Source organism: Pseudoxanthomonas sp. J35 (genome assembly GCF_000513995.1).
Classification (GTDB): domain Bacteria; phylum Pseudomonadota; class Gammaproteobacteria; order Xanthomonadales; family Xanthomonadaceae; genus Pseudoxanthomonas.
This window is the reverse complement of record NZ_AZVB01000002.1, coordinates 267,724-292,206: the sequence shown is the minus strand read 5'-3', so window position 1 is coordinate 292,206 and position 24,483 is coordinate 267,724. Positions and strand designations below refer to the sequence as shown.

22 protein-coding genes are annotated in these 24,483 nt (G+C 71.1%); 8 read left to right on the top strand and 14 right to left on the bottom strand.

The features are described 5' to 3' along the window. Positions 1 to 699, top strand: a 699-nt coding sequence (gene rfbD, locus PSEJ35_RS0103055) for a dTDP-4-dehydrorhamnose reductase (RefSeq protein ID WP_028916510.1), incomplete at its 5' end; no start/stop codon positions are given. A 48-nt stretch (positions 700 to 747) separates the two neighbouring features. On the opposite strand, the gene PSEJ35_RS0103050 is transcribed toward rfbD, so the two are convergent. Continuing rightward, positions 748 to 2,091 carry a phosphomannomutase/phosphoglucomutase gene (locus PSEJ35_RS0103050; RefSeq protein WP_028916509.1) on the bottom strand — a complete coding sequence of 448 codons (1,344 nt, stop codon included), beginning with the start codon at positions 2,089 to 2,091 and terminating at the stop codon, positions 748 to 750. A 143-nt stretch (positions 2,092 to 2,234) separates the two neighbouring features. On the opposite strand from PSEJ35_RS0103050, the gene PSEJ35_RS0103045 reads away from it, so the two are divergent. Further along, positions 2,235 to 2,960, top strand: coding sequence for a CoA transferase subunit A (locus PSEJ35_RS0103045; protein ID WP_028916508.1), 726 nt, complete (start codon positions 2,235 to 2,237; stop codon positions 2,958 to 2,960). Beyond that, the gene (locus PSEJ35_RS0103040; RefSeq protein WP_028916507.1) at positions 2,960 to 3,592 is read left to right on the top strand and encodes a CoA transferase subunit B; all 633 of its coding nucleotides are present in this window, start codon (positions 2,960 to 2,962) and stop codon (positions 3,590 to 3,592) included. Before PSEJ35_RS0103045 ends, PSEJ35_RS0103040 begins: the two co-directional genes overlap by 1 nt. Before the next feature lie 3 nt (positions 3,593 to 3,595). Here PSEJ35_RS0103040 and PSEJ35_RS0103035 read toward each other — a convergent pair whose 3' ends face one another. Together PSEJ35_RS0103035 and PSEJ35_RS0103030 are read right to left on the bottom strand one after the other, a co-directional pair. Next, entirely contained in the window at positions 3,596 to 6,406 is a 2,811-nt protein-coding gene (locus PSEJ35_RS0103035) for a rhamnan synthesis F family protein (protein WP_028916506.1), read from the bottom strand. A 31-nt stretch (positions 6,407 to 6,437) separates the two neighbouring features. Further along, positions 6,438 to 8,081 (bottom strand): electron transfer flavoprotein-ubiquinone oxidoreductase, encoded by a 1,644-nt coding sequence (locus tag PSEJ35_RS0103030; protein ID WP_028916505.1) that lies wholly within the window; start codon positions 8,079 to 8,081, stop codon positions 6,438 to 6,440. 139 nt (positions 8,082 to 8,220) lie between these two features. Here PSEJ35_RS0103030 and PSEJ35_RS0103025 point away from each other — a divergent pair, with 139 nt between their 5' ends. Then, on the top strand, positions 8,221 to 8,826 hold the full coding sequence (locus tag PSEJ35_RS0103025; RefSeq protein WP_028916504.1) for an alpha-ketoglutarate-dependent dioxygenase AlkB: 606 nt from the start codon (positions 8,221 to 8,223) through the stop codon (positions 8,824 to 8,826). Between the two features lie 6 nt (positions 8,827 to 8,832). Here the strand turns inward: PSEJ35_RS0103025 and PSEJ35_RS0103020 are convergent, their stop codons facing one another. From PSEJ35_RS0103020 to PSEJ35_RS0103005, 4 genes are read right to left on the bottom strand one after another with little or no spacing between them, the layout of a single operon-like run. Next, the gene (locus PSEJ35_RS0103020; protein WP_028916503.1) at positions 8,833 to 9,489 is read right to left on the bottom strand and encodes an ABC-type transport auxiliary lipoprotein family protein; all 657 of its coding nucleotides are present in this window, start codon (positions 9,487 to 9,489) and stop codon (positions 8,833 to 8,835) included. Further along, positions 9,486 to 10,412, bottom strand: a complete 927-nt coding sequence (locus PSEJ35_RS0103015; RefSeq protein WP_028916502.1) for an MlaD family protein — start codon at positions 10,410 to 10,412, stop codon at positions 9,486 to 9,488. The genes PSEJ35_RS0103020 and PSEJ35_RS0103015 overlap by 4 nt, the downstream gene beginning before the upstream one ends. Before the next feature lie 2 nt (positions 10,413 to 10,414). Beyond that, a complete protein-coding gene (locus tag PSEJ35_RS15225) occupies positions 10,415 to 11,329 on the bottom strand; it encodes an ATP-binding cassette domain-containing protein (RefSeq protein WP_051412444.1) in 915 nt (304 codons plus the stop codon). A 42-nt stretch (positions 11,330 to 11,371) separates the two neighbouring features. Then, positions 11,372 to 12,490, bottom strand: coding sequence for an MlaE family lipid ABC transporter permease subunit (locus tag PSEJ35_RS0103005; RefSeq protein WP_028916501.1), 1,119 nt, complete (start codon positions 12,488 to 12,490; stop codon positions 11,372 to 11,374). Between the two features lie 107 nt (positions 12,491 to 12,597). On the opposite strand from PSEJ35_RS0103005, the gene PSEJ35_RS0103000 reads away from it, so the two are divergent. Beyond that, positions 12,598 to 13,845: a threonine/serine exporter family protein gene (locus PSEJ35_RS0103000; RefSeq protein ID WP_028916500.1), complete on the top strand. Its 1,248-nt coding sequence runs from the start codon at positions 12,598 to 12,600 to the stop codon at positions 13,843 to 13,845. A 112-nt stretch (positions 13,846 to 13,957) separates the two neighbouring features. On the opposite strand, the gene PSEJ35_RS0102995 is transcribed toward PSEJ35_RS0103000, so the two are convergent. From PSEJ35_RS0102995 to PSEJ35_RS0102980, 4 genes are all read right to left on the bottom strand, one after another. Further along, a complete protein-coding gene (locus tag PSEJ35_RS0102995; RefSeq protein ID WP_028916499.1) occupies positions 13,958 to 14,368 on the bottom strand; it encodes an H-NS histone family protein in 411 nt (136 codons plus the stop codon). A 180-nt stretch (positions 14,369 to 14,548) separates the two neighbouring features. Next, entirely contained in the window at positions 14,549 to 16,246 is a 1,698-nt protein-coding gene (locus PSEJ35_RS0102990; RefSeq protein ID WP_028916498.1) for a proline--tRNA ligase, read from the bottom strand. 105 nt (positions 16,247 to 16,351) lie between these two features. After that, positions 16,352 to 16,627: a DUF4124 domain-containing protein gene (locus tag PSEJ35_RS0102985; protein WP_028916497.1), complete on the bottom strand. Its 276-nt coding sequence runs from the start codon at positions 16,625 to 16,627 to the stop codon at positions 16,352 to 16,354. After that, complete coding sequence (locus tag PSEJ35_RS0102980; protein WP_028916496.1) at positions 16,627 to 17,007, bottom strand: DUF4124 domain-containing protein; 381 nt, start codon at positions 17,005 to 17,007, stop codon at positions 16,627 to 16,629. Before PSEJ35_RS0102980 ends, PSEJ35_RS0102985 begins: the two co-directional genes overlap by 1 nt. 108 nt (positions 17,008 to 17,115) lie before the next feature. Between PSEJ35_RS0102980 and pssA the strand changes: the two genes are divergently transcribed. Genes pssA through rimI form a run of 3 tightly spaced genes read left to right on the top strand, consistent with a single transcriptional unit; the run spans position 17,116 to position 18,859 of the window. Continuing rightward, entirely contained in the window at positions 17,116 to 17,892 is a 777-nt protein-coding gene (gene pssA / locus PSEJ35_RS0102975) for a CDP-diacylglycerol--serine O-phosphatidyltransferase (RefSeq protein WP_028916495.1), read from the top strand. After that, positions 17,889 to 18,359 (top strand): hypothetical protein, encoded by a 471-nt coding sequence (locus tag PSEJ35_RS0102970; RefSeq protein WP_028916494.1) that lies wholly within the window; start codon positions 17,889 to 17,891, stop codon positions 18,357 to 18,359. Before pssA ends, PSEJ35_RS0102970 begins: the two co-directional genes overlap by 4 nt. Beyond that, positions 18,356 to 18,859 (top strand): ribosomal protein S18-alanine N-acetyltransferase, encoded by a 504-nt coding sequence (gene rimI / locus PSEJ35_RS0102965; RefSeq protein ID WP_037082160.1) that lies wholly within the window; start codon positions 18,356 to 18,358, stop codon positions 18,857 to 18,859. The genes PSEJ35_RS0102970 and rimI overlap by 4 nt, the downstream gene beginning before the upstream one ends. A gap of 701 nt (positions 18,860 to 19,560) precedes the next feature. Here rimI and PSEJ35_RS0102960 read toward each other — a convergent pair. From PSEJ35_RS0102960 to PSEJ35_RS0102950, 3 genes are all read right to left on the bottom strand, one after another. Further along, entirely contained in the window at positions 19,561 to 22,383 is a 2,823-nt protein-coding gene (locus PSEJ35_RS0102960; protein ID WP_028916492.1) for a valine--tRNA ligase, read from the bottom strand. 129 nt (positions 22,384 to 22,512) lie between these two features. Then, positions 22,513 to 22,938 (bottom strand): DNA polymerase III subunit chi, encoded by a 426-nt coding sequence (locus PSEJ35_RS0102955; RefSeq protein ID WP_028916491.1) that lies wholly within the window; start codon positions 22,936 to 22,938, stop codon positions 22,513 to 22,515. 55 nt (positions 22,939 to 22,993) lie between these two features. Beyond that, the gene (locus PSEJ35_RS0102950) at positions 22,994 to 24,469 is read right to left on the bottom strand and encodes a leucyl aminopeptidase (protein ID WP_028916490.1); all 1,476 of its coding nucleotides are present in this window, start codon (positions 24,467 to 24,469) and stop codon (positions 22,994 to 22,996) included. Positions 24,470 to 24,483 lie beyond the last annotated feature (14 nt).

The window sequence follows — 24,483 nt, the reverse complement described above, 5'->3', positions numbered from 1 at the left end:
TATACCGCCGTGGACAAGGCCGAGACCGACCGCGACACCGCGTTCCGGATCAATGCGGACGCCCCCGGTGCGCTGGCGAAGGCCTGCGCCGACCTCGGCATCCCGTTCGTGCATTACTCCACCGACTACGTGTTCGACGGGCAGGGCACCCGGCCGTACCGGGTCGACGATCCGACCGCNCCNCTGGGCGTGTACGGGGCCAGCAAGCGGGCCGGCGAACAAGCGGTGCGTGCGGCCGGCGGCCGCCACCTGCTGTTCCGCACCGCGTGGGTCTATGCCGCGCACGGGCACAACTTCCTGCGCACGATGCTGCGGGTGGGCGCCGAGCGCGACGAACTGCGGGTGGTGGCCGACCAGGTCGGCACGCCGACCCCGGCGGCGCTGATCGCCGACGTCACTGCCAACGCGCTGGGCAAGGCGCTGGCCGATCCGGGCATCGCCGGCACCTGGCATCTGGTCGCCGATGGCCAGACCAGCTGGCACGGCTTTGCCGAGGCGATCTTCGCCGAGGCGGTGGCCGCCGGCCTGCTGGCGCGCGCGCCGAAGGTGCAGGCGATCACCACCGCCGAGTACCCAACCCCGGCACAACGGCCGGCGTACTCGTGCCTGGATACCGCCACGCTCAAGCGCGACTTCGGCGTCGAGCTGCCGGACTGGCGCGAGGGCCTGCGGCGCGTGATCGCCGGACTGGCGGCCTGAGCGGGAGCCGTGGCGATCCGCAGCGCGGATCGCCACGGAAGTGCTGCATCAGCCGAGCAGCTTCGAGATTTCCGCGGTGCGCGCGCGCATCAGCTCCGCGTCGCCGCGGGCCTCGACGTTCAGGCGCAGCAGCGGCTCGGTGTTGGAGCTGCGCAGGTTGAAGCGCCAGTCGCCGAAATCGGCGCTGATGCCGTCGGTGTGGTCCAGCGCCGGCGACTGCGCGGCGAAGTGCTCCATCACCCGCGCCACCGCCGCCTTGGCATCGGCCACGCGGAAGTTGATCTCGCCGCTGCACGGGAACTTGCGCACGCGGGCCTCGACCAGATCGCCCAGGCTGCGGCCGGTGGTGGACACCAGGCCGGCGATCAGCAGCCACGGGATCATGCCGGAGTCGGCGTAGGCGAACTCGCGGAAGTAGTGGTGTGCGCTCATCTCGCCGCCGTACACCGCGTCCTCGGCGCGCATCTTCTCCTTGATGAAGGCGTGGCCGCTCTTGCACAGCACCGGCACGCCGCCGGCTTCCTCGACCTGCTCGACCGTGTTCCAGACCAGGCGCGGGTCATGCACGACCTTGCCGCCGGGCTTCTTGGCCAGGATCGCCTGGGCCAGCAGGCCGACCAGGTAGTAGCCCTCGACGAAGTCGCCCTTCTCGTCGAAGAAGAAGCAGCGGTCGAAGTCGCCGTCCCAGGCGATGCCGAAGTCGGCGCCATGCGCGCGCACCGCATCGATGGTGGCCTGGCGGTTCTCCGGCAGCAGCGGGTTGGGAATGCCGTTGGGGAAGCTGCCGTCCGGCTCGTGGTTGATGCGCACGAACTCGAAGGGCAGGTGCGGGGCGAGCAGGTCGACGATCGCGCCGGCGCCGCCGTTGCCGGCGTTGACCACCAGCTTCAGCGGCTTCAGCGAGGGCACGTCGACGTAGGACAGCAGGTGCGCGATGTAGGCCGACTTGTCCAGGTGGGCGCGCTCGCCGGCGACCGGCGGGGCCGGCGGGGCGGTGTCGGCCTCGGCCGCGTCGGAGATGGCGAACAGGCCGGTGTCCGAGGAGATCGGCCGGGCCTGCTCCTTCACCAGTTTCATGCCGTTGTAGTCCATCGGGTTGTGGCTGGCGGTGACCATCACGCCGCCGGCCGCGCCGAGGTGGTCGACCTGGAAGTACACCTCCTCGGTGCCGCACAGGCCGATGTCGATCACTTCCCGGCCCTGGCTGCGCAGGCCGGCCGACAGCGCCGCCTGCAGGCCGGGGCTGCTCAGGCGCACGTCATGGCCCAGGACCACCGGGCCTTCGCCCAGCTGCGCGGCGAGGGCGACGCCGATGCGGCGGGCCAGGTCTTCGTCGAGTTCGTCCGGAACCCGGCCACGGATGTCGTAGGCCTTGAAAGCGGGAAGCGTCATCGGGATTCCACGTGTGGGGTGGGAAACGCCCGATTCTAACTCCGGCCCCACTCCGCCCGGCGCGAACAGTGCCCGAAAGTCCAAGCCCGCCGCGGCCGGCAGCCCCTAGAATACGGGCGGTACCGCTATCTGGAGGTCGCGAGATGGGCAACGAAGCAGCACGCGCGGGCAAGGTCCGGCCGGATGCACGGACGGCACTGGCTGACCTGGTCGCCGACGGGCAGACCCTGGCGGTCGGCGGGTTCGGCCTGTGCGGCATTCCCGAGGCGCTGATCGCCGCGCTGCGCGATTCGGGAGTGAAGAACCTCACCGTGATCTCGAACAACGCCGGCGTCGACGGCTTCGGCCTCGGCCAGCTGCTGGAGACCCGGCAGATCCGCAAGATGATTTCGTCCTACGTGGGCGAGAACAAGGAATTCGAACGCCAGTTCCTGGCCGGCGAGCTGGAGCTGGAGTTCAACCCGCAGGGCACCCTGGCCGAGCGCCTGCGCGCCGGCGGCGCGGGCATCCCCGCGTTCTTCACCGCCACCGGCTACGGCACGGTGGTGGCCGAGGGCAAGGAGACCCGCGAGTTCGACGGCAAGCATTACGTGCTGGAGACCGCGCTGGTGGCCGACGTGTCGCTGGTCAAGGCGTGGAAGGCCGACACCGCCGGCAACCTGGTGTTCCGCAAGACCGCGCGCAACTTCAACCCGGCCTGCGCCATGGCCGGCAAGGTCTGCGTGGCCGAGGTCGAGGAAATCGTCGAGGTCGGGGCGATCGACCCGGACCAGGTGCACCTGCCGGGCATCTACGTCGACCGCATCGTGCTCAATCCGAACCCCGAGAAGCGCATCGAGCAGCGCACCGTGCGTCAGGAGAACAAGTGATGGCCTGGACCCGCGACGAGATGGCGCAGCGCGCCGCCCGCGAACTCACCGACGGCGCCTACGTGAATCTGGGCATCGGCCTGCCGACCCTGGTGGCCAACCACATCCCCGAGGGCGTGGACGTGTGGCTGCAGTCGGAGAACGGCCTGCTGGGCATCGGCCCGTTCCCGACCGAGGACGAGGTCGACGCCGACCTGATCAACGCCGGCAAGCAGACCGTCACCGCGCGCCCGGGCGCCAGCTACTTCGGCAGCCACGATTCCTTCGCCATGATCCGCGGCGGCCACATCGACCTGGCCATCCTCGGCGCCATGCAGGTCACCGACAAGGGCGACCTGGCCAACTGGATGGTGCCGGGCAAGATGGTCAAGGGCATGGGCGGCGCGATGGACCTGGTCGCCGGCGTCAAGCGCGTGGTCGTGCTGATGGAGCACACCGCCAAGAACGGCGAGCACAAGATCCTGCCCGAGTGCACCCTGCCGCTGACCGGCGTGGGCGTGGTCGACCGCATCATCACCGACTTGGCGGTGTTCGACGTGACCGCCGAGGGCCTGGTGCTGGTGGAGATGGCGCCAGGGGGGGACCTGGAGACGTTGCGCGCGAAGACGGGCGTGCCCTTCCGCCAGGCGTGAACCTCAGTGCGGCCGGATCCGGCCGCGACCGGTGAAGGCGTCTTCGACGGCCAGGCCGGACAGGCACGGCGCGCGCCACAGCCCGTTGCCCAGGCACTGCAGCGGGCGCTGCACCAGCACCGGGTCGAAGGCCAGTGTCGCCGCGTCCTCGCCGCAGACCGCGCCGACGGCGTCGACGAACTGCAGTGCGCCGGCGTGGATGCGCCCGAGCACTTCCAGTTCCGCGGAGGCCAGTTCCGGTTCGCCGTAGTGGGGCACCGGGCTGCCCCGCTCGAGCGAGAAATGCGAGAACTGCGGGTGGGGCGCGGTCAGCAGGGCCTCCAGCAGCAGGTCGTTGCGCAGTATCGTGCTCGCGGCTTCCGGGCCGCGACCGTCGTGGTAACGGGCCGCCGCCCATTGGCCCTCCAGTCCGTCCGCCGAGCGGCGGTCCAGCGCGAAATAGGCGCCGTCCAGCGCAACGTCGAACGCCCGCGCCAGCGATGCCTGGATCGAGCCGGAGTAGCCCAGGTCGGCGACGATCGCGCGCCGGTCGCCCACGCACTCGTCCCAGTACGCGCGATACGCCTCCCGCTCGCGCGCGGCCAGCTCGAGCAGTCCGGGCAGGGCCGGCGCCAGGAGGCGGACGACGGTTTCGTGCATCTCGGGCAGGTACACGTCCTTGCCGGTTTCGCCGGAACCGAGCGCCGCGCGCGCGGCCGCGGCGGCCGCCTCGCCGAGGCGCGCGCGCAGCAGCCCGTCGAGGGTGCCGTTGTAGGTGCCCCGCAGCTGGCGCCCGAGGTCGGGAGCGGAATGCAGGCTGGCCATCCCGCTCGCACGGCGCGAGGTAAGGAAGTAGCGCCCGTCGACGGCGGACAACGCCGGAGCGACGGCCTGCAGGCGGGAAAACGCCTGCGAGAGAAGATGTCCCTCGCGGCTCAGGAACAGGATGGCCCCGCATCCGCGTTCGGCGGCGCTCCTTGCCACCCAGGGCAGGTAGTCGACCAGCAGGGGGCCAAGCACGCAGTAGCCCACGTCCTCCGGTTCCAGCACCGGCGTGGGGATCCAGCGGTCCGGCGTGGTGTCCATCTTCGCGGCGAAGCGGTTGGCGAGCAGGCCGAGCCACAGCTGGTCCGCCCATGGAGCCGAGTCGAAACGCGCCGGTCGCAGGGGGCGCAGCGCCGGATGCACGTCGAGCAGCGCCGACGGCCGCACGACGTGGACCGGCGCCGGCAGGCCGTGCCTGCGCGGCAGCTGGATGTCGGAGTGTTCGTTGTCGCCGACATGGAGCCACTGCGCGGGGGATACCCCCAGTTCGTCCGGCAGCGTCTGCCACAGGAGGTCGGCGTCCTTGCGCATGCCGGTCTCGCAGGAAACGCGGAACTCGCGCGGGAGCCCGGAGATCGTCGGCGGAAGCACCTTCCTCAGCGTCGCGGCATCGAGGTACATGTCCGAGAGGACGACGAGGTCGCTGGCCGCCTCCAGCCTGGAAAGCGGCCCGGCCACGCTCTCCCGCGGCGCCAGGTGGCGCGCCTCCAGCTCCAGCTCGAGCTCCTTCAGCCGATCCACCGGGACGTTCCTGGCGTCGGCCAGGCCGGCCATGGCGCGATAGATCGCATCCAGGTCCATGTCGCTCCCGGCATTGGCGCGTGCCTTCGCCTCGGCGCGCGCGCGCAGCTCCGCGAACCCTGCCACCCCGTAACGGCGTCCGGCGCAGTGCGCCAGGTATGCGCGGGCCCCGTCGGGGGTCAGGAACGGACGCACCACCAGGGTGTCGAACAGGTCGGTGGTCACCCGCCTGGCGCCCACCGCGGACAGCGCCAGCCGGGCTTCGACCGGCGAGGAGAACAGCTCGACCCAGTTGCGCTGGCCCTCGGCGGAGATGCCGTAAGACCCCTCAATCCCGGCGACGAACCCGCGGTTCCGCACCACCGCGACGAGCAGGCGTTCGACCGCGTGCTGCAGGGTCCCGTCCGTCTGCCCGCGTTCTTCCGGGAAGTCTTCGTACTCCAGCCCAAGGTCGAACAGCGGGCGCAGCGCCTCCACACGCCCCCAGAACATCGAACCGGCGGGGAAATCGAAGTAGCGGCCCGGCTCCACCGGGATGCCCAGGCGCCCGCCGAGTTCCCGGCAGGCGCCGAGGTTGCTCAGCCAGGTGTGTGCCCATGCGGGGACGCCGGGGAAGCTTTCCGGATACAGGATGCCCAGCTGGGGATCGGCCTGGAACCGGCCGAGATGGCGGGCGATCCCGTCGGTGCTACCGAGCAGCCCGTCGAGCAGGTAGCGACGCCAGCCGTGCTGGTCGCCGCCGGTGTAGAGCGACTTCTTGGTATGGACGTGCGCGAAGACGTCGAGCGCGAGGATTTCCTCGCGGAAGGTGACCAGCATGGGGGCGATGTCGCGCCCGCGGTTCGGCACCACCCTGACGACCAGCTCCGTTACCTTGCCCAGCCGGGAAAGCCCCGCTTGGGCGCGCTGCCGCGTCGCCTCGTCCGGCACCGACACCAGCAGCCTGTACGGGACGGGCATCCGCGCCAGGTAACCGGCCAGCTCGTCGGCCAGGTCGCCGTAGAAGACGTGGGCCACGACGCCCACGCGCATGCGCAGGGCATCCAGCGGAGCCGGCTCGGGGAACTCGTGCGCGTCCGGAAGGGCCGGGGCCTCGGGGGGCACGCGCACGGCGGATTTCACGCGCTGCGCGAACGCCCGCAAACCCAGGGCGCGGACGACGCCGAAGGTGCGTAGCGCCACCCGGACCAGGCCGCGCGCGCCACCGCCGTGGGCCTCGATGGATCGCGCGACCGCCTTCAGCAGGCGGCGAGGGTGCAGGGCGGCCATTCTGTCCCCTCGGTCGGACCCGTCCGCCGCGTCACAGGTTCTGGTAGTTCGGCCCGGAGCCGCCTTCCGGCGTCACCCAGGTGATGATCTCGTACGGGTCCTTGATGTCGCAGGTCTTGCAGTGCACGCAGTTGGCGGCGTTGATCTGCAGGCGGCGGCCGGCCGCGTCCTCGACCATCTCGTAGACCCCGGCCGGGCAGAAGTGGGTGCACGGGTTGGCGTACTCGGCCGTGCAGCGCTCCACGCAGATCGAGGTGTCGGCCACCTTCAGGTGCACCGGCTGGTCCTCGTCGTGCTCGGTGGCGGCGTAGTACACGCCCTGCAGGCGGTCGCGCGGGGGGAGGGTGCGCTCGACGTAGTCGCGCTTCGGCGACTCGTGTTCGCCCACCTTGTCGAGCGAGCACCAGTCCGGCTTGCCGCGCAGCGTCCACGGCGAGGCGCCGCCGAGCGCGGTCTCCCAGGCGGCATTGGCCAGGCCGAACCACAGGCCCTTCTTGAAGCCGGGCTTGATGTTGCGCACCTTCTTCAGTTCGGCCATCGCCTCCGAATCGCGCAGCTTCGCGTCGAAGCCGGCCGGCTGCAGGCCGCTGGCGGCCAGGTGCTCGGCGGCGAGCATGCCGCTGCGGATCGCCTGGTGGGTGCCCTTGATCTTCGGCACGTTGAGCAGGCCGGCGGTGTCGCCGATCAGCAGGGCGCCGGGCATCTCCACCTTCGGCAGGGCCTGCCAGCCGCCGGTGACGATCGCGCGCGCGCCGGCGGAAAGGATGCTGCCGCCTTCCAGCAGCAGCTTCACCTTCGGGTGGTTCTTCCACTGCTGGAAGGCCTCCCACGGCCGGTACTGCGGGTCGCGGTAGTCGAGGCCGCTGACGTAGCCCAGCGCCACCTGGTTGTTCTCCAGGTGGTAGAGGAAGCCGCCGCCGTAGGTACGGTTGTCGGCCGGCCAGCCCAGCGAGTGCCAGATCTTCCCGGGCGTGACGCGGCCTTCCGGCACCTGCCACAGTTCCTTGATACCGATCGAGTAGCTCTGCGGGTCGCTGTTGGCGTCCAGGTCGAAGCGCTTGATGAGGCGCTTGGTCAGGTGGCCGCGCGCGCCTTCGGCCAGCACGGTGACCTTGGCGCGGATGTCGATGCCGGGGGTGTAGCCGGGCTTGTGCGAGCCGTCGCGGGCCACGCCCATGTCGCCGATGCGCACGCCCAGCACGGTGCCGTCCTCGGCGTGCAGGGTCTCGGCCGCGGCGAAGCCCGGGTAGATCTCCACGCCCAGCGCCTCGGCCTGCGGCGCCAGCCAGGCGCACATCGCGCCGAGGCTGACGATGAAGTTGCCGTGGTTGCGCATGCCCGGCGGGACCAGCGGCGACTTGAACCCGCCATCTTTCGTCAGGAACCAGAACTCGTCCTCGCGCGCCGGCACGCACACCGGCGGTGGGTTGTCGCGCCAGCCGGGCAGCAGCGCATCCAGCGGGCCCGGTTCAATCACCGCGCCGGACAGGATGTGCGCGCCCACGGTGCTGGCCTTCTCGATCACGCAGACCGAGATGTCCGGGTTGAGCTGCTTGAGCCGGATGGCGAAGGCCAGGCCCGACGGGCCGGCGCCGACGGTGACGACGTGGTACTCCATCACGTCGCGCTCGATGGCGTCGGCGGCGATGGCCCCGTTGGCTGCGTGGTCGGACATCCGGACTCCGTGGCGGTTCTTGGCTGCCTGTATTCTCGGGGTTCGTCAGGAGCCGGGCAAATCCGTGCGTGGAACCGGGCGCAACGACGGCCGCGCGACCGTTGCTGCGCGGCCGCGGCGCGGCTGTTACGGTCGCCGCATGGAATGGATCGACCCGGCCCCCGGCGCGCCCGGTGCCACGCTGCGGCTGGCCCGCGACTGGCTGGATGCGCGCGCCGCGGCGACGCTGATGGAGACGCTGCGCGGAGGGCTGCCCTGGGAGGTGCACCACGTACGCCTGTTCGGCCGCGAGCTGCCGTCGCCGCGGCTCAGCTGCTGGATCGGCGATGCCGACGCGGTGTACCGCTACTCCGGCAGCCGCTTCGTCCCGCATCCGTGGACGCCGGCGCTGGCCGGACTGCGCGCGCGCCTGCAGGAGGAACTGGGGGCGCCGTTCAACAGCGTGCTGGCCAACCTCTACCGCAGCGGTGCCGACTCGATGGGCTGGCACAGCGACGACGAGCCGGAGCTGGGTCCGCGCCCGCTGATCGCCTCGCTGAGCCTGGGCGCGACCCGGCGTTTCCTGCTGCGCCGTCGTGATGACGCCTCAACGCGCATTGCCCTGGAGCTGGAGCCGGGCAGCCTGCTGCTGATGGAGGGCCAGACCCAGCGCCACTGGAAGCACGCGCTACCGCGCACGGCGCGGCCGCTGGGCCCGCGCATCAACCTGACCTTCCGCCAGGTGGACCCGCGCCTGCGCGGGTGAGGGCGCTCAGGGGCGCGGGCGCGCCTGCGCGTCGGCCTGGCCCTGCACCAGGGTCCAGCCGGCGATCTCGCTGGCGATCGAGGCCAGGGCCTGGTCGAAGGCGCTGGCCACGCTGGCCACCTCGGTGGTGCTGGCCAGCTGTTCGCGCAGGAAGGTGTGGCGGCCGACGATGCGCTGGTCGCGGCTGTCGATCAGCGAGGCGCTGACCTCGATGGTGGCCACCGGCAGGTCGCCGCCGCGGTAGTCGGCCTCGAAGCGGCGCAGGTCCATCAGCAGCCGGTAGTCCGAGCGCATGCCACTGGACAGGCGGCCGACGCCGGTGATCTTCCCGGATTCCTCCAGCACCCGCAGCACGCTGCCTTCGATCATGTCGGTGGCCGGCTGCGCCCAGGCCGAACCGCGGTAGACCTGCAGCTCGCCGGGCACCGGCCGCACCGCCATGCGCGGACTGTCGACCAGCCGCGAGGCGATCGGGCGGGCGATGGCCAGCTGCCACTGCACCTGCGGCCACGACGGATCGGGCTGGGCCGCCAGCCGTGGCGCGTGGATGGTCACCGGATCGCGCTGGGCGCCGCCGCCGAGCAGCGAGCAGCCGGCCAGCAGGCCCAGCGCGGCCAGCGCCGCGGTCCTGCGCAGGAGGACGGGGAAGGGAAGGCGCTTCATTGCGGTTCGAACTCCTTCGGGGCGTCGCGGCCGAGCAGGAAACGGCTCGGGTTGCTTTCCAGCCGGTCGCTGATCTGGCGCAGGTCGCGGATCAGGCCGCGCAGTTCGGTCAGGGTCGGGCCGAGCTGGGCCAGGCCCTCGTTGGCGAAGTTGTTGATCGCGGCGCGGTTCTCGCCAAGGATCGCGTCGGCGTTGCCGGCGGCCGAATCCAGCCGCGCCAGGGTGGAATCGAGCCGCTCGATCAGCCCGGGCAGCTCGCGCACCAGGTTCTGGTCCACGCGCTGCACGGTGGCGTTGGTGGTCTGCAGGGTGGCGTCGAGGCTGCGCGCGGCGTCGCGCGCGCTGACGAGCAGCGCTTCCATGCCCTGGTCCTGCGCGGCCATGCTGCCGCTGATCCGGTCCAGGTTCTCCAGCGTGGAGGCGATATGCGCCACGTTGTCGTCGCTGAGCACCTGGTCCAGGCGCTCGACGATGCGGTTGGCGGTATCGGTGATGTTCTGCAGCGCCGACGGCGAGGTCGCGATCACCGGCGGATCGCGCCTGTCGACGGTGGCCAGCAGCGGCGCGCCGGGGGTGCCGCCGACCAGCTGGATGATCGCCGGGCCGGTGAGGCTGGTGATGGCCAGCTTGGCGCGGGTGTCGGTCTTCACCGGCGCGGTCGCGTCGGCGCGGATGATCGCCACCACCCGGCGCGGGTCGTCCGGGTCCAGCGACAGGCGCTCGATCGAGCCGACGGCAATACCGTTGAACTGCACCGGGCTGCCCACCGACAGGCCGGTCACCGCCTCGTCGAACACGATCATGTAGCGCTGCCAGCTGCGTTCGGACGAATACTTCGCCGCCCACAGTCCGAACAGCAGCAGGGCCACCGCCACCACCAGGGTGAAGGCGCCGATCAGCACGTAGTTGGCGCGGGTTTCCATGCTCAGCCTGCCTCGTTCGCGGGGGCGCCGCGGTCGCCCGCCCGCGCACGGCGGGCGGCACGGGCGCGTGGCCCGTGGAAGTATTCCTGCACCCAGGGATGGTCGAACCGTTCGACCTCCTCCAGCGGCGCGTTGACCACCACCTTGCGGTCCGCCAGCACCGCGACGCGGTCGCAGATAGCGTACAGGGTGTCCAGGTCGTGGGTGATGAGGAACACGGTCAGCCCCAGCGCCTGCTGCAGGGTCGCCAGCAGGTTGTCGAAGGCGGCCGCGCCGATCGGGTCCAGGCCGGCGGTGGGTTCGTCCAGAAACAGCAGCGGCGGATCCAGCGCCAGCGCCCGCGCCAGGCCGGCGCGCTTGCGCATGCCGCCTGACAGCTGCGAGGGCAGCTTGTCGATCGCGTCGGCCGGCAGGCCGGCCAGCTTCACTTTGAGCAGGGCCAGTTCGTAGCGCCAGCTTTCCGGCAGCTGCGGGTGGTGCTCCTTGAGCGGTACCTCGACGTTCTCGCCCACGGTCAGCGATGAGAACAGCGCGCCGTCCTGGAACAGCACCCCGGTGCTGCGCTCCACGTGCAGGCGTGCGGCCGGGTCGTCCGACAGCGCGTCGACGCCGAGCACGCGGATGCTGCCGCCGGCCGGGCGCAGCAGGCCGAGGATGCTGCGCATCAGCACCGACTTGCCGCTGCCGGAGCCGCCGACCACGCCGAGGATCTCGCCGCGGCGCACGTCCAGGTCCAGCCCCTCGTGCACGGTCTGGGAACCGAAGCGGTTGACCAGTCCGCGGACGCTGATGGCAGCTTTGCTGCCATCAGCGTCCGCGGGCACGGGATTCGGGATTGGGGATTGGGGATTCGTAACAGCAAGAGCATCCTCTCCGGAGGCCCGGCCGTTTGCTTCCGGCTTTTTCGAATCACCCATCACGAATCACCAATCCCGGCTTCTCGAATCCCGAATCCCGAATCACCACCCCACATGCATGAACCACAACGCCGCCAGCGCGTCGATGATGATCACCAGCGAGATCGTCTGCACCACGCTGGAAGTCGTGCGTTCGCCGACCGACTGCGCGGTGCCGGTCACCCGCAGGCCCTCCAGGCAGCCGATCAGGCCGATGACCAGGGCGAACACCGGCGCCTTCGACAGGCCGACCAGGAAATGCCGCACCTCCATGGTCTCGTGCATGCGCGCCAGGTACATCTGCGGCGGGATGTCCAGGTCGAACGCGCCTACGGTAATACCGCCAGCCAGGCCGGCCATCATCGCCAGGAAGGTCAGCAGCGGCAGCATCACCAGCAGCGCCAGCAGGCGCGGGATCACCAACAGGTCGATCGGGTCCAGGCCGAGGGTGCGGATCGCGTCGATCTCCTCGCGCGCCTTCATCGTGCCGATCTGCGCGGTGAACGCCGAGGCGGTGCGGCCGGCCAGCACGATCGCGGTCAGCAGCACGGCGAACTCGCGCAGGAAGGCGATGCTGACCAGTTCGACCACGAAGATCTCCGCGCCGAAGTCGCGCAGGATGGTCGAGCCGAGGAAGGCGATCACCGCGCCGACCAGGTAGGACAGCAGCGCCACCAGCGGCACCGCGTCCAGGCCCACCTGCTCCATGTGCCAGACCGTGGCGGTGAAGCGGAAGCGGCGCGGCTGGCGCACGGTGCGCGCCAGCTTGGCCAGGTTCTCGCCGGTGAAGCCAAGCAGCTGGATGATGTCGCGCGCGGCCGCATGCACGGCGCGGCCCATGCGCTCCAGCGCCGCGGCGACGCCGTAGTCGCGGCGGCGCGGCGGGCGGTCGTCGGAGACGTCGTCGATCACCTGGACCAGGCGGGCGTGTTCCTCGCGGAAGCGCAGCCGGCCCTCGTCGAGGCCGCGCCGGGCGGTGAAGCGGGCCAGCTGCATCACCCCCGCCGAATCCAGCCGGCCGATGCCGGTGGCGTCGACGCTTGCGGTCTCCTGCGGCATCGCGCGCAGCTGGCCGGCCATGTCCAGCGCATGGTCCAGCGTCCAGTCCCCGGACAGGACGATGCTGCCGGGGTCGGCTGCGGCCTGCTGCCAGCGCGGTGGGGATCCGGTCGGTTCGGTCATGTGCGTTTCCGTGCGCGAGCATACCCGGAAGCCGGGTGCGCGCGGCGTGGTCGCGTGCCGGCGTCGCGGATGGGGCCCGCCATCGGGTTCCGGGCGATACTAGTGCGATGGACGCACCCGCACGCCCCCTGGCCAGCTACGCGCAGCGCATCGCCTTCGTTTCGGAGATGGCCGCGCGCCTGCACCGCTACGGCACCACCGCGCAGCGCCTGGAGGCGGCGATCACCGCGCTGTCGCAGCGGCTGGACCTGGAGTGCGAGGCCTGGTCCAACCCGACCGGGCTGATCCTCAGCTTCAGCGACCCCGGCAAGCCGCTGGGCAGCACCGACACCACCCGGGTGATCCGCCTGGCGCCGGGCGAGAACGACCTGCACAAGCTGTGCGAGGCCGACCGCATCGCCGAGGCGGTGGCCAGCGGGCAGATGAGCATCGCCCAGGGCCATACCGCGCTGCGCAGCCTGGACCGCGCGCCCTCGACCCCCTCGCGGGTCATGCAGGTGCTGGCCTTCGGCCTGGCGGCGGCGGCCGTGGCCGGGCTGTGGCGGCTGCCGTGGCTGGACATCGGCACCGCCGGGTTCATCGGCGTGCTGATCGGCGTGCTCGACCAGTACACCGGCGCGCGGCCGGGGCTGAAGGAGGCCTCCGAGGCGCTGGCCGGGCTGCTCGCCGGCGTGCTGGCGACCCTGGCCACGGTCCTGATCGCGCCGATGAACCTCAATACCGTGGTGATCGCCTCGCTGGTGGTGCTGCTGCCGGGTATGGCGATCACCAACGCGATGAACGAACTGAGCAGCCAGCACTGGGTATCCGGCACGGTGCGCTTCGCCGGGGCGCTGACCACGGTAATGAAGCTGACCGTGGGCGCGATGATCGCGGTGCAGCTGCTGGGCATCCTCGGCGTGGAGGCTCAGGTGCGCGCCTCGCGGCCGCAGCCGGACTGGGTGGAGTGGGCGGCGATCGTGCTGGCGGCCTTTTCCTTCGCCGTGCTGTTCAAGGCGCGGCGGCGCGACTATCCATGGGTGATGGGCGCGGCGGTAGCCGGCTACCTGATCGCCCGCTACGCGGGGCAGGCCTGGGGCAGCCCGGCGGGCATCTTCCTGTCGGCGCTGGTGCTGACCGCGGCCGGCAACGGTTTCGGGCGCTGGATCCAGCGGCCCGGCGCGCTGATCCGCTTGCCGGGCATCATCATGCTGGTCCCGGGCAGCGCGAGCCTGCGCGGGCTTCTGACCCTGGTGCAGCAGCAGGACGTGGATGCGGGGCAGAGCGCACTGCTGGTGGTCACCAATATCGTGCTGGCCCTGGTGGCGGGCCTGCTGTTCGGCAACCTCCTGATCCCGGCGCGGAAGAACCTGTAGCGGATCGCGTCGCCGGCGGCCGCATGCGCCGGCCGGTGGGGCGTGCCGCGCCGCCGGTCCAGCCGATGCAGCCGGCGACGCGGGCGCCGCATGGGAGCGGCGCCCGGATCGATTACTTCTTCTTGACCACGCGCTTGCGGGCGCCGGAGGCAGGCTTGGGCGTCAGCCTGGCGGTGCCCGGGATCAGGAACTCGCCCAGGTCGCGGCCCTTGGCGATATAGGCCGCCAGCCAGCGCGGCTGCTTGCCGCGGCCGGTCCAGGTTTCCTTGGGGTTTTCCGGGTTGCGGTACTTCGGCGGGACCTTGCCCAGCTTGCGGCCGGCGCGGGCCGGGGCGGCCTTGCGCGCGCCACCGCCACCGAACAGTTCCTCGATGGTGTACCCCTCGGCCTTGGCCAGGCGGGTCAGCTTGCTGCGGACCTGGTTGATCGGGGCGCGCTTGTTGAGCAGCGCCTGGCGCTTCTTCGCGGTGGCGATCAGCGAGTCGAGTTCCTTCGGGGAAAGAGAGCTGAGGTCGATCGTCATCGGGGGGTCTCCAGCACGGGGATTATGTCCTGAACGGACGATTGGCCCGAGGATAATCGATCGAAATAATCCGGGCAAACCGCAGGAAAAAACGCCGCGATTATCCGGAGATAAACGCGGCGCTTATCAGGCCGGTTTTGTCGCCGACGCGGCGTGAAGGACGCGTCAGCGGGGCCGCCTTCAGGCCGCGGCCAGGCGCTCCAGCAGCTGGGCCCGCGCCAGCGCCTCGGCTTCGCCGCCGCGGCGCGCGCGGTATTCGAAGGTGCCGGCGGCCAGGCCGCGTTCGGACACCACCACGCGGTGCGGGATGCCGATCAGTTCGATGTCGGCGAACATCGCGCCGGGGCGCAGGCCGCGGTCGTCCAGCACCGCGTCGATGCCGGCGTCCAGCAAGTCATCCAGCAGCGACTGCGCCGCCGCGTCCACCGCCGCGTCCTTCTTCGGGTTGATCACGCACACCGCCACGGTCCACGGTGCCATCGGCTCCGGCCAGACGATGCCGGCCTCGTCGTGGTTCTGCTCGATCGCCGCGGCGACGATGCGGGAAACACCAATGCCGTAGCAGCCCATCGCCGGGACGATCGCCTTGCCGTTCTCGTCCAGCACGGTGAAACCCATCGCCTCGGAGTACTTGCGGCCGAGCTGGAACACGTGGCCGACCTCGATGCCGCGGGCCAGGCGCAGTTCGCCGCCGTCGGCGGCGCGGTCGCCCTCGACCACGTTGCGGATGTCGGCGACCACGTCGGCCTCGGGCAGGTCGCGGCCCCAGTTGACGCCGGCCAGGTGGTAGCCGGCCTCGTTGGCGCCGACGACGAAGTCGGCCATCGCCGCGACCTCGCGGTCGGCGACCACGCGGATCGCCTGCTTCGGCCCGACCGGGCCGAGGAAGCCCGGCTCGCTGCCCAGGTGCTCGAGGATTTCCGCCTCGGTGGCCGGGCGGTATTCGCCGACGCCGGCGACCTTGGCCAGCTTGATCTCGTTGACCGAATGGTCGCCGCGGACCAGCGCCAGCACGAAGCCTTCCTCGCCGACCACGGCGACCGACTTGACCGTGCGCTGCAGCGGGATGCCCAGCAGCGCGGCCACGTCCTCGCAGGTCTTCTGGACCGGCGTCTCGACCTTGCGCATGTCCTCGGTGGCGGCCGGGCGCGGGGCCGGCGCGGCCGCCTGCGCGGCCTCGACATTGGCCGCGTAATCGGAGCCGGTGGAGAACGCCAGCGCATCCTCGCCGGACTCGGCCAGCACGTGGAATTCCTGCGAGGCGTCGCCGCCGATCGCGCCGGAGTCGGCCTGCACGGCGCGGAACTCCAGGCCCAGGCGGGTGAAGATGCGGGTGTAGGCCGCCTTCATGTTCTCGTACTCGCGCGCCAGGTCGGCGTCGGTGACGTGGAACGAGTAGGCGTCCTTCATCAGGAACTCGCGCGAGCGCATCACCCCGAAGCGCGGGCGGATCTCGTCGCGGAACTTGGTCTGCACCTGGTAGAAGTTGACCGGCAGCTGCTTGTAGCTGCTCAGCTCCTGGCGGGCGAAGTCGGTGATCGCTTCTTCCGCGGTCGGGCTGTAGCAGTACTCGGCTTCCTTGCGGTCCTTGATCTTCAGCAGCTGGCCGCCGAACTTCTCCCAGCGGCCGGTTTCCTCCCACAGCTCCTTCGGCTGGATGGTCGGCAGCTGCAGCTCGACCGCGCCGGCGCGGTCCATTTCCTCGCGCACCACGCGCTCCACCTTGCGCAGCACGCGCAGGCCCAGCGGCGCCCAGGTGTACAGGCCGGCGGCGAGCTTGCGGATCATGCCGGCGCGCAGCATCAGCTTGTGGCTGACCAGTTCGGCGTCGGCCGGGGTTTCCTTGGTGGTGTGCAGGTGGAAGCGGGACAGGCGCATCGCGGGGGCAGGTTCGTGGCGGGAAGCCGGACATTCTGCCAGCACCGGGCGCTGGCCGCCCGGTGGAACGCGCGATGCGGGGCGCCGGGGACCCGGCGCGGGGCCTCAGCCGCCGGACGTGACCCGGATCCCGGGTTGCGGCTCGCGGGCCAGGCGCTCGTAGGCGCGACCGGGCGGGGGCGGGGTGTCGGTGATGTGCAGGTGGCCGGCGTCATCGCGCCAGCGGTACAGCGGGCGCAGCGCGTCTTCGGCCGCTTCGGCGGCAGCCCGTTCGGCCCGTTCGCGGGCTTCGGGGGAGGGCGCGGCCTCCCCGTGGGTCAACCACCAGGCCAGGCCGCCCCCCACGGCCAGGCCGGCGAGGATCGCCCAGGCGGCGCGCATCAGGCCTGCTTGCAGTAGGCCTTGACCGCGGCCTCGGCGAGTTCCTTCTGCGCGGCGCGCTCGTCGTCGCCCAGGGTACGGTCGGGCTTGCCGTCGCCGTCGCTGTCCTGCTGCACGGCGCCGGCGCTGCCGAGGATCGCCAGGTTCCGGCGGGCGCTCACGCACTGCGGGCTCGGCGCCTCCTCGGCCTGCGGGACGGTGTCCACCTCCGGGCCGCTGCCGTCGATCCGGCGGGTCTCGTAGGCCCGGCCCGGCGGCGGCTGGTCGGAAGAGTGGGTGACGCCGTTGGCGTCCTTCCAGGTGTAGACGTTGGCAGCCGAAGCGCCGCCACAGAGGCCGAGGGCCAGGAGCAGCAGGCAGGACCGGGAGGTGAAGCGCATCGGCGGGTCTCCGGTGGACGGGGTGACGGACGGGGCGATTGCAGCACCCCGGCCCGGGACTGGCAAGTCGAGGTTCGCAGGCGGGCGGGCGGCCCGTACACTGGCGGGATGGAACACGACCGTCCCCCGCCGCGCTCGCGCGGCATCTACCTGCTGCCGAACCTGTTCACCACCTGCGGGCTGTTCGCGGGCTTTTACGCGATCATCGCCGCCGCCAACAGCCACTTCACCGCGGCCGCGATCGCGGTGTTCGTCGCCGGCCTGGCCGACGGGCTGGACGGGCGGGTGGCGCGGCTGACCGGCACCAGCAGCGAATTCGGCGTGCAGTACGACTCGCTGGCCGACCTGGTCAGCTTCGGCCTGGCCCCGGCGCTGGTGATGTACCACTGGTCGCTGTCGGCGCTGAAGCTCGACGGCGGCATGCTCGGCCGGGTCGGCTGGGCGGTGGCCTTCCTCTACGCGGCCTGCGCGGCGCTGCGCCTGGCCCGCTTCAACACCCAGGTCGGCATCGTCGACAAGCGCTGGTTCGTCGGCCTGGCCAGCCCGGCCGCGGCCGGGCTGATGATGTCCTTCGTCTGGGCCTTCGCCGACGGCGAGCTGGGCTGGAGTGGCGAGGAGCTGCGTTACGTCGCCCTGGCCGTGACCCTGGTGGCGGCGCTGCTGATGGTCAGCCGGATCCGCTACTGGAGCTTCAAGGGCAGCGGCGAAGGCGGGGCCCGGGCCGACCGGGTGCCGTTCACGGTGTTGCTGGTCGTGCCGGTGGCCATCGCCCTGCTGGTGATCGACCTGCCGCGGGTGCTGCTGGCCGTGGGCGTGATCTACGCGCTGTCGGGCCCGGCCATGGCGCTGTGGCAGCGCCTGCGGCCTTCGGAGCCGGCGGTGTGAACACGGGCGCTTCCGCCTGGAGTCCGCAGCAGCGGCGCTGGCTGCAGGCGCTGGGTTACAGCGTGCTGCGCCTGGGGGGCGGTGGGGACGCGGCGGAAGCCGCGCCGGAGCCGGCGGCCGTGGCCGCTCCGGAGCACGCGCCGCCCCGGGAGCGCAGGCCGGTCGACGAGTACCGGCATGACCGCGACGTGGCGCCGGTGCGTCGTGCGCCGCCGCCACCGGTGACCCCGGCTGCACCCGAACCGGACAACGCGCCCGCCGCGCCGGTGCGCGGAGCGCTGCGTCGGCCGCCGCGCCTGCCGGACCGGCTGCAGCTGGCGATGCTGCGCGCGTCCGGCCTGGATCCCGCGGATCCTGCCGCGCAGGCGCTCATGGCCGGGTGGCCGGTCGACGAGCTGCGCGGCAATCCGGCGGCCAAGCGTGCGTTCTGGCCGAAGCTGCGCGCGCTGCGCAGGCGGTCGCCATGAGCGCGGCGCTGCGCGAGCCGGAGCGTGCCTGGCGCCTGCGCGCGATGCGCGAGGGCGACCTGGACGCGGTGATGTCGATCGAGAAGCGGGCCTATCCGTTCCCGTGGACACGGGGCATCTTCCGCGACTGCCTGCTGGCGGGCTATCCGGCGCTGCTGGCGCTGGAGGACGATTCGCCGGCCGGCTACGGGGTGATGAGCATCGCCGCCGACGAGGCGCACCTACTGAACCTGTGCACGGCGCCGGAGCGGCAGTCGCGCGGGCTCGGCCGGCATATCCTGCGCGCGCTACTGCGCACGGCGCGCGACCGTGGGGCGCAGCGCATCTTCCTGGAAGTGCGCCCGTCCAATCCGGCGGCGATCGCGCTGTACCACAGCGAGGGCTTCAACGAGATCGGCCGCCGCCCCCGCTACTACCCGGCGGTGGACGGCCGCGAGGACGCGCTGGTGATGGCCAAGGAGCTGCTGCCTGACGTCGTCGACCGGATGCCGCCGCTGTAAGGGCCGCGGGAACAGCAACAGCACAGCAACCGCAACAGCCCAGCAACCGCAACGGCACAGCAACCGCAACGGCACAGCAACCGCAACGGCATCAGCGTGTGCGGGCTTCGGAGGGAGCCGCGGCAGCGCGGGGGTATGCCGCATCGCGCGGTTCCGCGTCCTGCTCCAACGCGCGAGCGCAGCACATCCATGTGCTGCTTGCGGCATACCCCTGCGCTACCGCGTCTTCGGGCGCGTTCGGGTCGTGGCTTTGCTCTTGTTGCCTGTCCCACCGGGAGAAGGGGCAGCTTTCGTAGCCCGGATAAGCGAAGCGCATCCGGGAGACAGGCACGCGACATGCGCGTGATCGGAAGTGGTGGATGGGTCTCCCTGGATGCGGCCCGGAGGCTTGTCCGGCTCCACGGGCTATCCGACCGTCTCCAACGGCAGAAAAAAACGGCGTGCCATGGCAAGCCGTTCTGCCAGCCTCCATGGGGCACGCGATCCTCTCCCGAACCCCCTTGCCCCAGGACAGGGGGCCAGCGCCCGGCGCCTTTCCTGTAGAGCGGGGCTTGCCCCGCTGCTTTTCGTGCGCGCCGGGGTACCGGGCGTGGGAGTCGGGCAAGCCCGACTCTACGGGCGGCTGGAGCGGACTGGTGGCACCGTCGTTCCCGGGTGCCGCGGAAGCGCGGCACCCGGGCGGCTGGGGCCGGCGGCGCGGATCAGAACCGCGCGCGCTGTTCGGTCAGGGCGGCGAGCTTGGTGGTCCAGTCGGCCAGGCGCTGGCGTTCCTGCTCGACCACCGCCGGCGGGACCTTGTCGCTGAACTTCGCCAGCTTGGCCTCGCTCCTTTCCTTCTCGCCGGCGATGCGGGCGATTTCCTTGTCCAGGCGCGCGCGCTCCGCCTCGAGGTCGACCAGGCCTTCCAGCGGCACCAGCAGCTTCAGTTCGCCGACCACCGCCGCGGCGGAGGCAGGCGCCGTGGCGCCGTCCAGCCATTCGACCGATTCCAGGCGCAGCAGGAAGCGCAGCTGCGAATCGAAGCGGGCGATGCGGGCGCGGTCGGCGTCGACGCCGTCGGCCAGCAGCAGGCGCACCGGCTTGCCGGGCGACACGCCCAGCTCGCTGCGCACGCGGCGCAGTGCCGAGACCATCGCCTTCAGCCATTCGATGTCGGCTTCGGCGGCGGCATGGTCCTGGCCGGCGAAGTCGGCCGGGGTCGGGTAGGGCTGCAGCGAGATGGAGCGGCCGTCGATGCCCAGGCGCGGCGCGACCTGGCGCCACAACTCCTCGGTCACGAACGGCACCAGCGGGTGCAGCAGGCGCAGCAGCGCTTCGAGCACGTACAGCAGGGTGTGGCGGGTGCTGGCGGCAGCCGCGGCGTCCTCGCCGTTGAGCGCCGGCTTGGCCAGCTCCACGAACCAGTCGCAGAACTCGTTCCAGGCGAACTCGTACAGCGCCTGCGCGAGCAGGTCGAAGCGGTACGCGGCGAACTGCTCCTGCGCCTGCGCGGTGACCGCGGCCAGGCGCGCCAGGATCCACTTCTCGGCGTCGGTCACCGGCTGCGGCGCGCCGTTGAAGTCCGCGCCGCCGGTGTTCATCAGCACGAAGCGGGTGGCGTTCCACAGCTTGTTGCAGAAGTTCTTGTAGCCCTCGGCGCGGCCGAGGTCGAACTTGATGTCGCGGCCGTGGCCGGCCAGCGCGGCGATGGTGAAGCGCAGCGCGTCGGCGCCGTGCGCCGGGATGCCGTCCGGGAACTCCTTGCGCGTGGCCTTCTCGATCTTCTCGGCCAGCTTCGGCTGCATCAGCCCGGTGGTGCGCTTGGCGACCAGGTCCTCCAGCGAGATGCCGTCGATGATGTCCAGCGGGTCGAGGACGTTGCCCTTGGACTTGGACATCTTCTGGCCCTGCGCGTCGCGGATCAGGCCGGTGATGTAGACGTCGCGGAACGGCACCTTCCCGGTGAAGCTGTCGGTGGCCATGATCATGCGCGCCACCCAGAAGAAGATGATGTCGAAGCCGGTGACCAGCACCGAGGACGGCAGGTAGCGGTCGAAGCCGCGTTCGGCCATCGCCTGCTCGTCCGGCCAGCCCATGGTCGAGAACGGCCACAGCTGCGAGGAGAACCAGGTCTCCAGCACGTCGCTGTCCTGGTTGAGGACGACGTCGGGGCCCAGGCCGTGCTTCTGCCGCACCTCGGCCTCGCTGCGGCCGACGTAGCAGTTGCCGGCCTCGTCGAACCACGCCGGGATGCGATGGCCCCACCACAGCTGGCGGCTGATGCACCAGTCCTGGATGTTCTCCATCCAGTGGCGGTAGGTGTTGATCCAGTTCGGCGGGACGAACTTCACTTCGCCGGACTCGACGAGTTCGAGGCCGCGCCTGGCCAGCGCGTCCATCTTCACGAACCACTGGTCGGTCAGGTACGGCTCGATCACCTGGCCGGTGCGGTCGCCGCGCGGCACCTGCAGCTTGTGGGGCTTCGTCTCGACCAGCAGGCCGAGGTCCTCGAGGTCGGCGAGCACGGCCTTGCGCGCGTCGTAGCGGTCCAGGCCGCGGTACTTCTCCGGCGCGTTGTCGTTGAGCGCGGCCTCGGGGGTGAACAGGTTGATCATCGGCAGGCCGTGGCGCACGCCGACCTGGTAGTCGTTGAAGTCGTGCGCCGGGGTCACCTTGACCACGCCGGTGCCGAAGGCGCGGTCGACGTAGTCGTCGCCGATCACCGGGATGCGGCGGCCGGTCAGCGGCAGCACCACTTCCTTGCCGATCAGGCCGGGGTAGCGCGGGTCTTCCGGATGGATCATCACCGCGGTGTCGCCGAGCATGGTCTCCGGGCGGGTGGTGGCGACCACCAGGTAGTCGCGGACCTCGCGCAGGACCTCGTTGCCGTCGGCGTCGACTTCCACGTGCTCGTAGGTCACGCCGTCGGCCAGCGGGTAGCGGATCGACCAGAGGAAGCCGTCCTCCTCGACGTTCTCCACTTCCAGGTCGGAGATCGCGGTCTTCAGCACCGGGTCCCAGTTGACCAGGCGCTGGCCGCGGTAGATCAGGCCCTGCTCGTGCCAGCGCACGAAGGCCTCGACCACCGCCGCCGAGGGCTGCGGGTCCATGGTGAAGGTGCTGCGCGACCAGTCGCCGGAGGCGCCGAGGCGGCGCATCTGCCGCTCGATGGTGTCGCCGGACTTGCCCTTCCACTCCCAGACCTTGGCGATGAAGCCTTCGCGGCCCAGCGAATCGCGGGTCTCGCCATTGCCTTCCAGGGCCAGGTTGCGGCTGACCACCATTTCGGTGGCGATGCCGGCGTGGTCGGTGCCCATCTGCCACAGCACGTCGAAGCCGCGCATGCGGTGGTAGCGGACCAGCGCGTCCATCAGCGTGTGCTGGAAGGCGTGGCCCATGTGCAGGGTGCCGGTCACGTTCGGCGGCGGCAGCAGGATCGAGTACGGCTGGCCCTGGCCGGACGGCTTGAAGCAGCCGCTGGCCTCCCATTCGGCGTACAGGCGCGATTCGAAGGTCTTGGGTTCGTAGCCGGAGGGAAGAGTCATGGGAGCGGTGGTTCGGGATTCGTGATTCGGGATTGGTAAAGAGCAGTGCTTCGCGGGTCCGGGATGGTCGGGCGGTGTGGCTGTTGCCCTTTCGAATCACCAATCCCGAATCCCGAATCACGGCTCCTCTCACATATCGTGCTTGTTCAGTTCGTAGCCCATCGCCTGGTACTGCTTCCAGCGCGCGCGCAGCGGGCCGCGCGCGGCCGGGTCGGCCGGCACGACCTCGAGGACGCGCTCGCAGGGCTGCTGCCAGGCTTCGTCGCGCAGATTCAGCACCAGCGGCCTTGCCGGCGCCTCGGTGCCAGGGGCGACGATCAGCACCGGGGTGAGCTCGTCTTCCTCGTCGGTGCCGGCGATCTGGTGCGGGATGAAGGCGTCGGGCTCGAACGACCACAGCAGGTCGTCGATCTCCTCGGCCTGGGCCGCGTCGCGCGCCAGGATCAGGGTGAACTGGTTGGCGGCGCAGGCGCGCTTGGCCAGTTCGCAGACCAGCAGCAGCGGCTGGTCCGCGAAGCGCGGCTTGGCGATCAGGTAGAAGTCGGCGCGGGGCATGGGCGATCCGGGATGAGGGGCGGGGCGGCGTGCGGGATGCGGCCGGCCCGACCGCTCAACCGACCCGGTCCAGCAGCCACTGGCTCAGCAGGCCGACCGGGCGGCCGGTGGCCATGCCGCGCTTGCCTTCGTCGCTGGCCGAGCCGGCGATGTCCAGGTGCGCCCAGCGCTGGCCCTCGGTGAAGCGCGCCAGGAAGCAGCCGGCGGTGATCGCGCCGCCCCAGCGGCCGCCGATGTTGTAGACGTCGGCGAAGCTGGATTCCAGCAGGGTCTGGTACTCGTCCCACAGCGGCAGGCGCCAGGCGCGGTCGAACACCTGCTCGCCGGCGTCCAGCAGCTCCTGGGCCAGGTCGTCGTGCTTGCTCATCAGGCCGGAGGCGAACTTGCCCAGCGCGACCATGCAGGCGCCGGTGAGGGTGGCCACGTCGACCAGCGCGGCCGGCTCGAAGCGCTGCGCGTAGGTCAGCGCGTCGCACAGGATCAGGCGGCCCTCGGCGTCGGTGTTACCGACCTCGATGGTCTTGCCGGACATGGAGGTGATGACGTCCGACGGGCGGTAGCTGTTGCCGTCGATCGCGTTCTCCACCGCAGGAGCAATAACCACCAGGTTCAGCGGCAGCTGCATCTTCACCGCGGCGACGAAGGTGCCCATGACGCTGCCGGCGCCGAGCATGTCGTACTTCATCTCTTCGATGCCGCCCTGGGTCTTCAGGTTGACGCCGCCGGAGTCGAAGGTGATGCCCTTGCCGACCAGCACGTAGGGCCTGGCCGCCTTGTCGGCCGCGCCGTTCCACTTGAGCACCACCAGCTTCGGCCGGTTGGCCGAACCGCGGGCCACGGCCAGCAGCGAGCCCATGCCCAGCGCTTCCATCTGCTGCTCGTCCAGCACCTCGCACTCGGCACCCGCGTGGGCCGCGGCGAAGGCCTGCGCCTGCGCGGCCAGGTAGGCCGGGTTGCAGATGTTCGGCGGCAGGTTGCCCAGCTCGCGGGTGAAGGCCACGCCGGCGGCGATGGCCTCGCCCTGGGCCAGCGCGGTGGCGTCCTCGCCGGCGATGGCCAGCTCGCGCAGGCCCGGCTCGTCCTTCTTCTTGCCCAGGGTGGCGGTGTAACGGTAGGCGGCGTGGTCGGCGGCGACCGCGGCCTGGCGGATGTTCCAGGCGGCGTCGCGGCCGGCGACGGGCACCTCGCTCAGGGTCAGCAGCGCCTTGCCGACCGGGCCGGTCTTCAGCGTGCGCACCGTGTCGGCGACGGCCTTGAGGTACTGCGGCACGCCGAACTTGGCGGCTTCGCCCAGGCCCACCACCAGCACGCGGGGTGCGGCCACGCCCGGCAGGTCGTGCAGGACCAGGGTGCGGCCGGTGCGGCCGCTGAGGTCGCCGCGCTCCAGCAGGGCGCGCAGGCGGCCACCGCTGGCTGCGTCGATCGCCTGGCCCGCGGGCGTGAGGGTCTTGTCGGCAAAGGCGCCGGCCACGACGCAGTCGAAGGCGGCTGCGGCGGCGGCTTCCCGGTTCAGGGTGAATTGCAGGGCCATTGAGCAGATTCCTG

Coding starts and splice junctions, on each gene's coding strand:
- PSEJ35_RS0103050 (WP_028916509.1), bottom strand. CDS start 2,091: ATGACGCTTCCCGCTTTCAAGGCCTACGACATCCGTGGCCGGGTTCCG.
- PSEJ35_RS0103045 (WP_028916508.1), top strand. CDS start 2,235: ATGGGCAACGAAGCAGCACGCGCGGGCAAGGTCCGGCCGGATGCACGG.
- PSEJ35_RS0103040 (WP_028916507.1), top strand. CDS start 2,960: ATGGCCTGGACCCGCGACGAGATGGCGCAGCGCGCCGCCCGCGAACTC.
- PSEJ35_RS0103035 (WP_028916506.1), bottom strand. CDS start 6,406: ATGGCCGCCCTGCACCCTCGCCGCCTGCTGAAGGCGGTCGCGCGATCC.
- PSEJ35_RS0103030 (WP_028916505.1), bottom strand. CDS start 8,081: ATGTCCGACCACGCAGCCAACGGGGCCATCGCCGCCGACGCCATCGAG.
- PSEJ35_RS0103025 (WP_028916504.1), top strand. CDS start 8,221: ATGGAATGGATCGACCCGGCCCCCGGCGCGCCCGGTGCCACGCTGCGG.
- PSEJ35_RS0103020 (WP_028916503.1), bottom strand. CDS start 9,489: ATGAAGCGCCTTCCCTTCCCCGTCCTCCTGCGCAGGACCGCGGCGCTG.
- PSEJ35_RS0103015 (WP_028916502.1), bottom strand. CDS start 10,412: ATGGAAACCCGCGCCAACTACGTGCTGATCGGCGCCTTCACCCTGGTG.
- PSEJ35_RS15225 (WP_051412444.1), bottom strand. CDS start 11,329: ATGGGTGATTCGAAAAAGCCGGAAGCAAACGGCCGGGCCTCCGGAGAG.
- PSEJ35_RS0103005 (WP_028916501.1), bottom strand. CDS start 12,490: ATGACCGAACCGACCGGATCCCCACCGCGCTGGCAGCAGGCCGCAGCC.
- PSEJ35_RS0103000 (WP_028916500.1), top strand. CDS start 12,598: ATGGACGCACCCGCACGCCCCCTGGCCAGCTACGCGCAGCGCATCGCC.
- PSEJ35_RS0102995 (WP_028916499.1), bottom strand. CDS start 14,368: ATGACGATCGACCTCAGCTCTCTTTCCCCGAAGGAACTCGACTCGCTG.
- PSEJ35_RS0102990 (WP_028916498.1), bottom strand. CDS start 16,246: ATGCGCCTGTCCCGCTTCCACCTGCACACCACCAAGGAAACCCCGGCC.
- PSEJ35_RS0102985 (WP_028916497.1), bottom strand. CDS start 16,627: ATGCGCGCCGCCTGGGCGATCCTCGCCGGCCTGGCCGTGGGGGGCGGC.
- PSEJ35_RS0102980 (WP_028916496.1), bottom strand. CDS start 17,007: ATGCGCTTCACCTCCCGGTCCTGCCTGCTGCTCCTGGCCCTCGGCCTC.
- pssA (WP_028916495.1), top strand. CDS start 17,116: ATGGAACACGACCGTCCCCCGCCGCGCTCGCGCGGCATCTACCTGCTG.
- rimI (WP_037082160.1), top strand. CDS start 18,356: ATGAGCGCGGCGCTGCGCGAGCCGGAGCGTGCCTGGCGCCTGCGCGCG.
- PSEJ35_RS0102960 (WP_028916492.1), bottom strand. CDS start 22,383: ATGACTCTTCCCTCCGGCTACGAACCCAAGACCTTCGAATCGCGCCTG.
- PSEJ35_RS0102955 (WP_028916491.1), bottom strand. CDS start 22,938: ATGCCCCGCGCCGACTTCTACCTGATCGCCAAGCCGCGCTTCGCGGAC.
- PSEJ35_RS0102950 (WP_028916490.1), bottom strand. CDS start 24,469: ATGGCCCTGCAATTCACCCTGAACCGGGAAGCCGCCGCCGCAGCCGCC.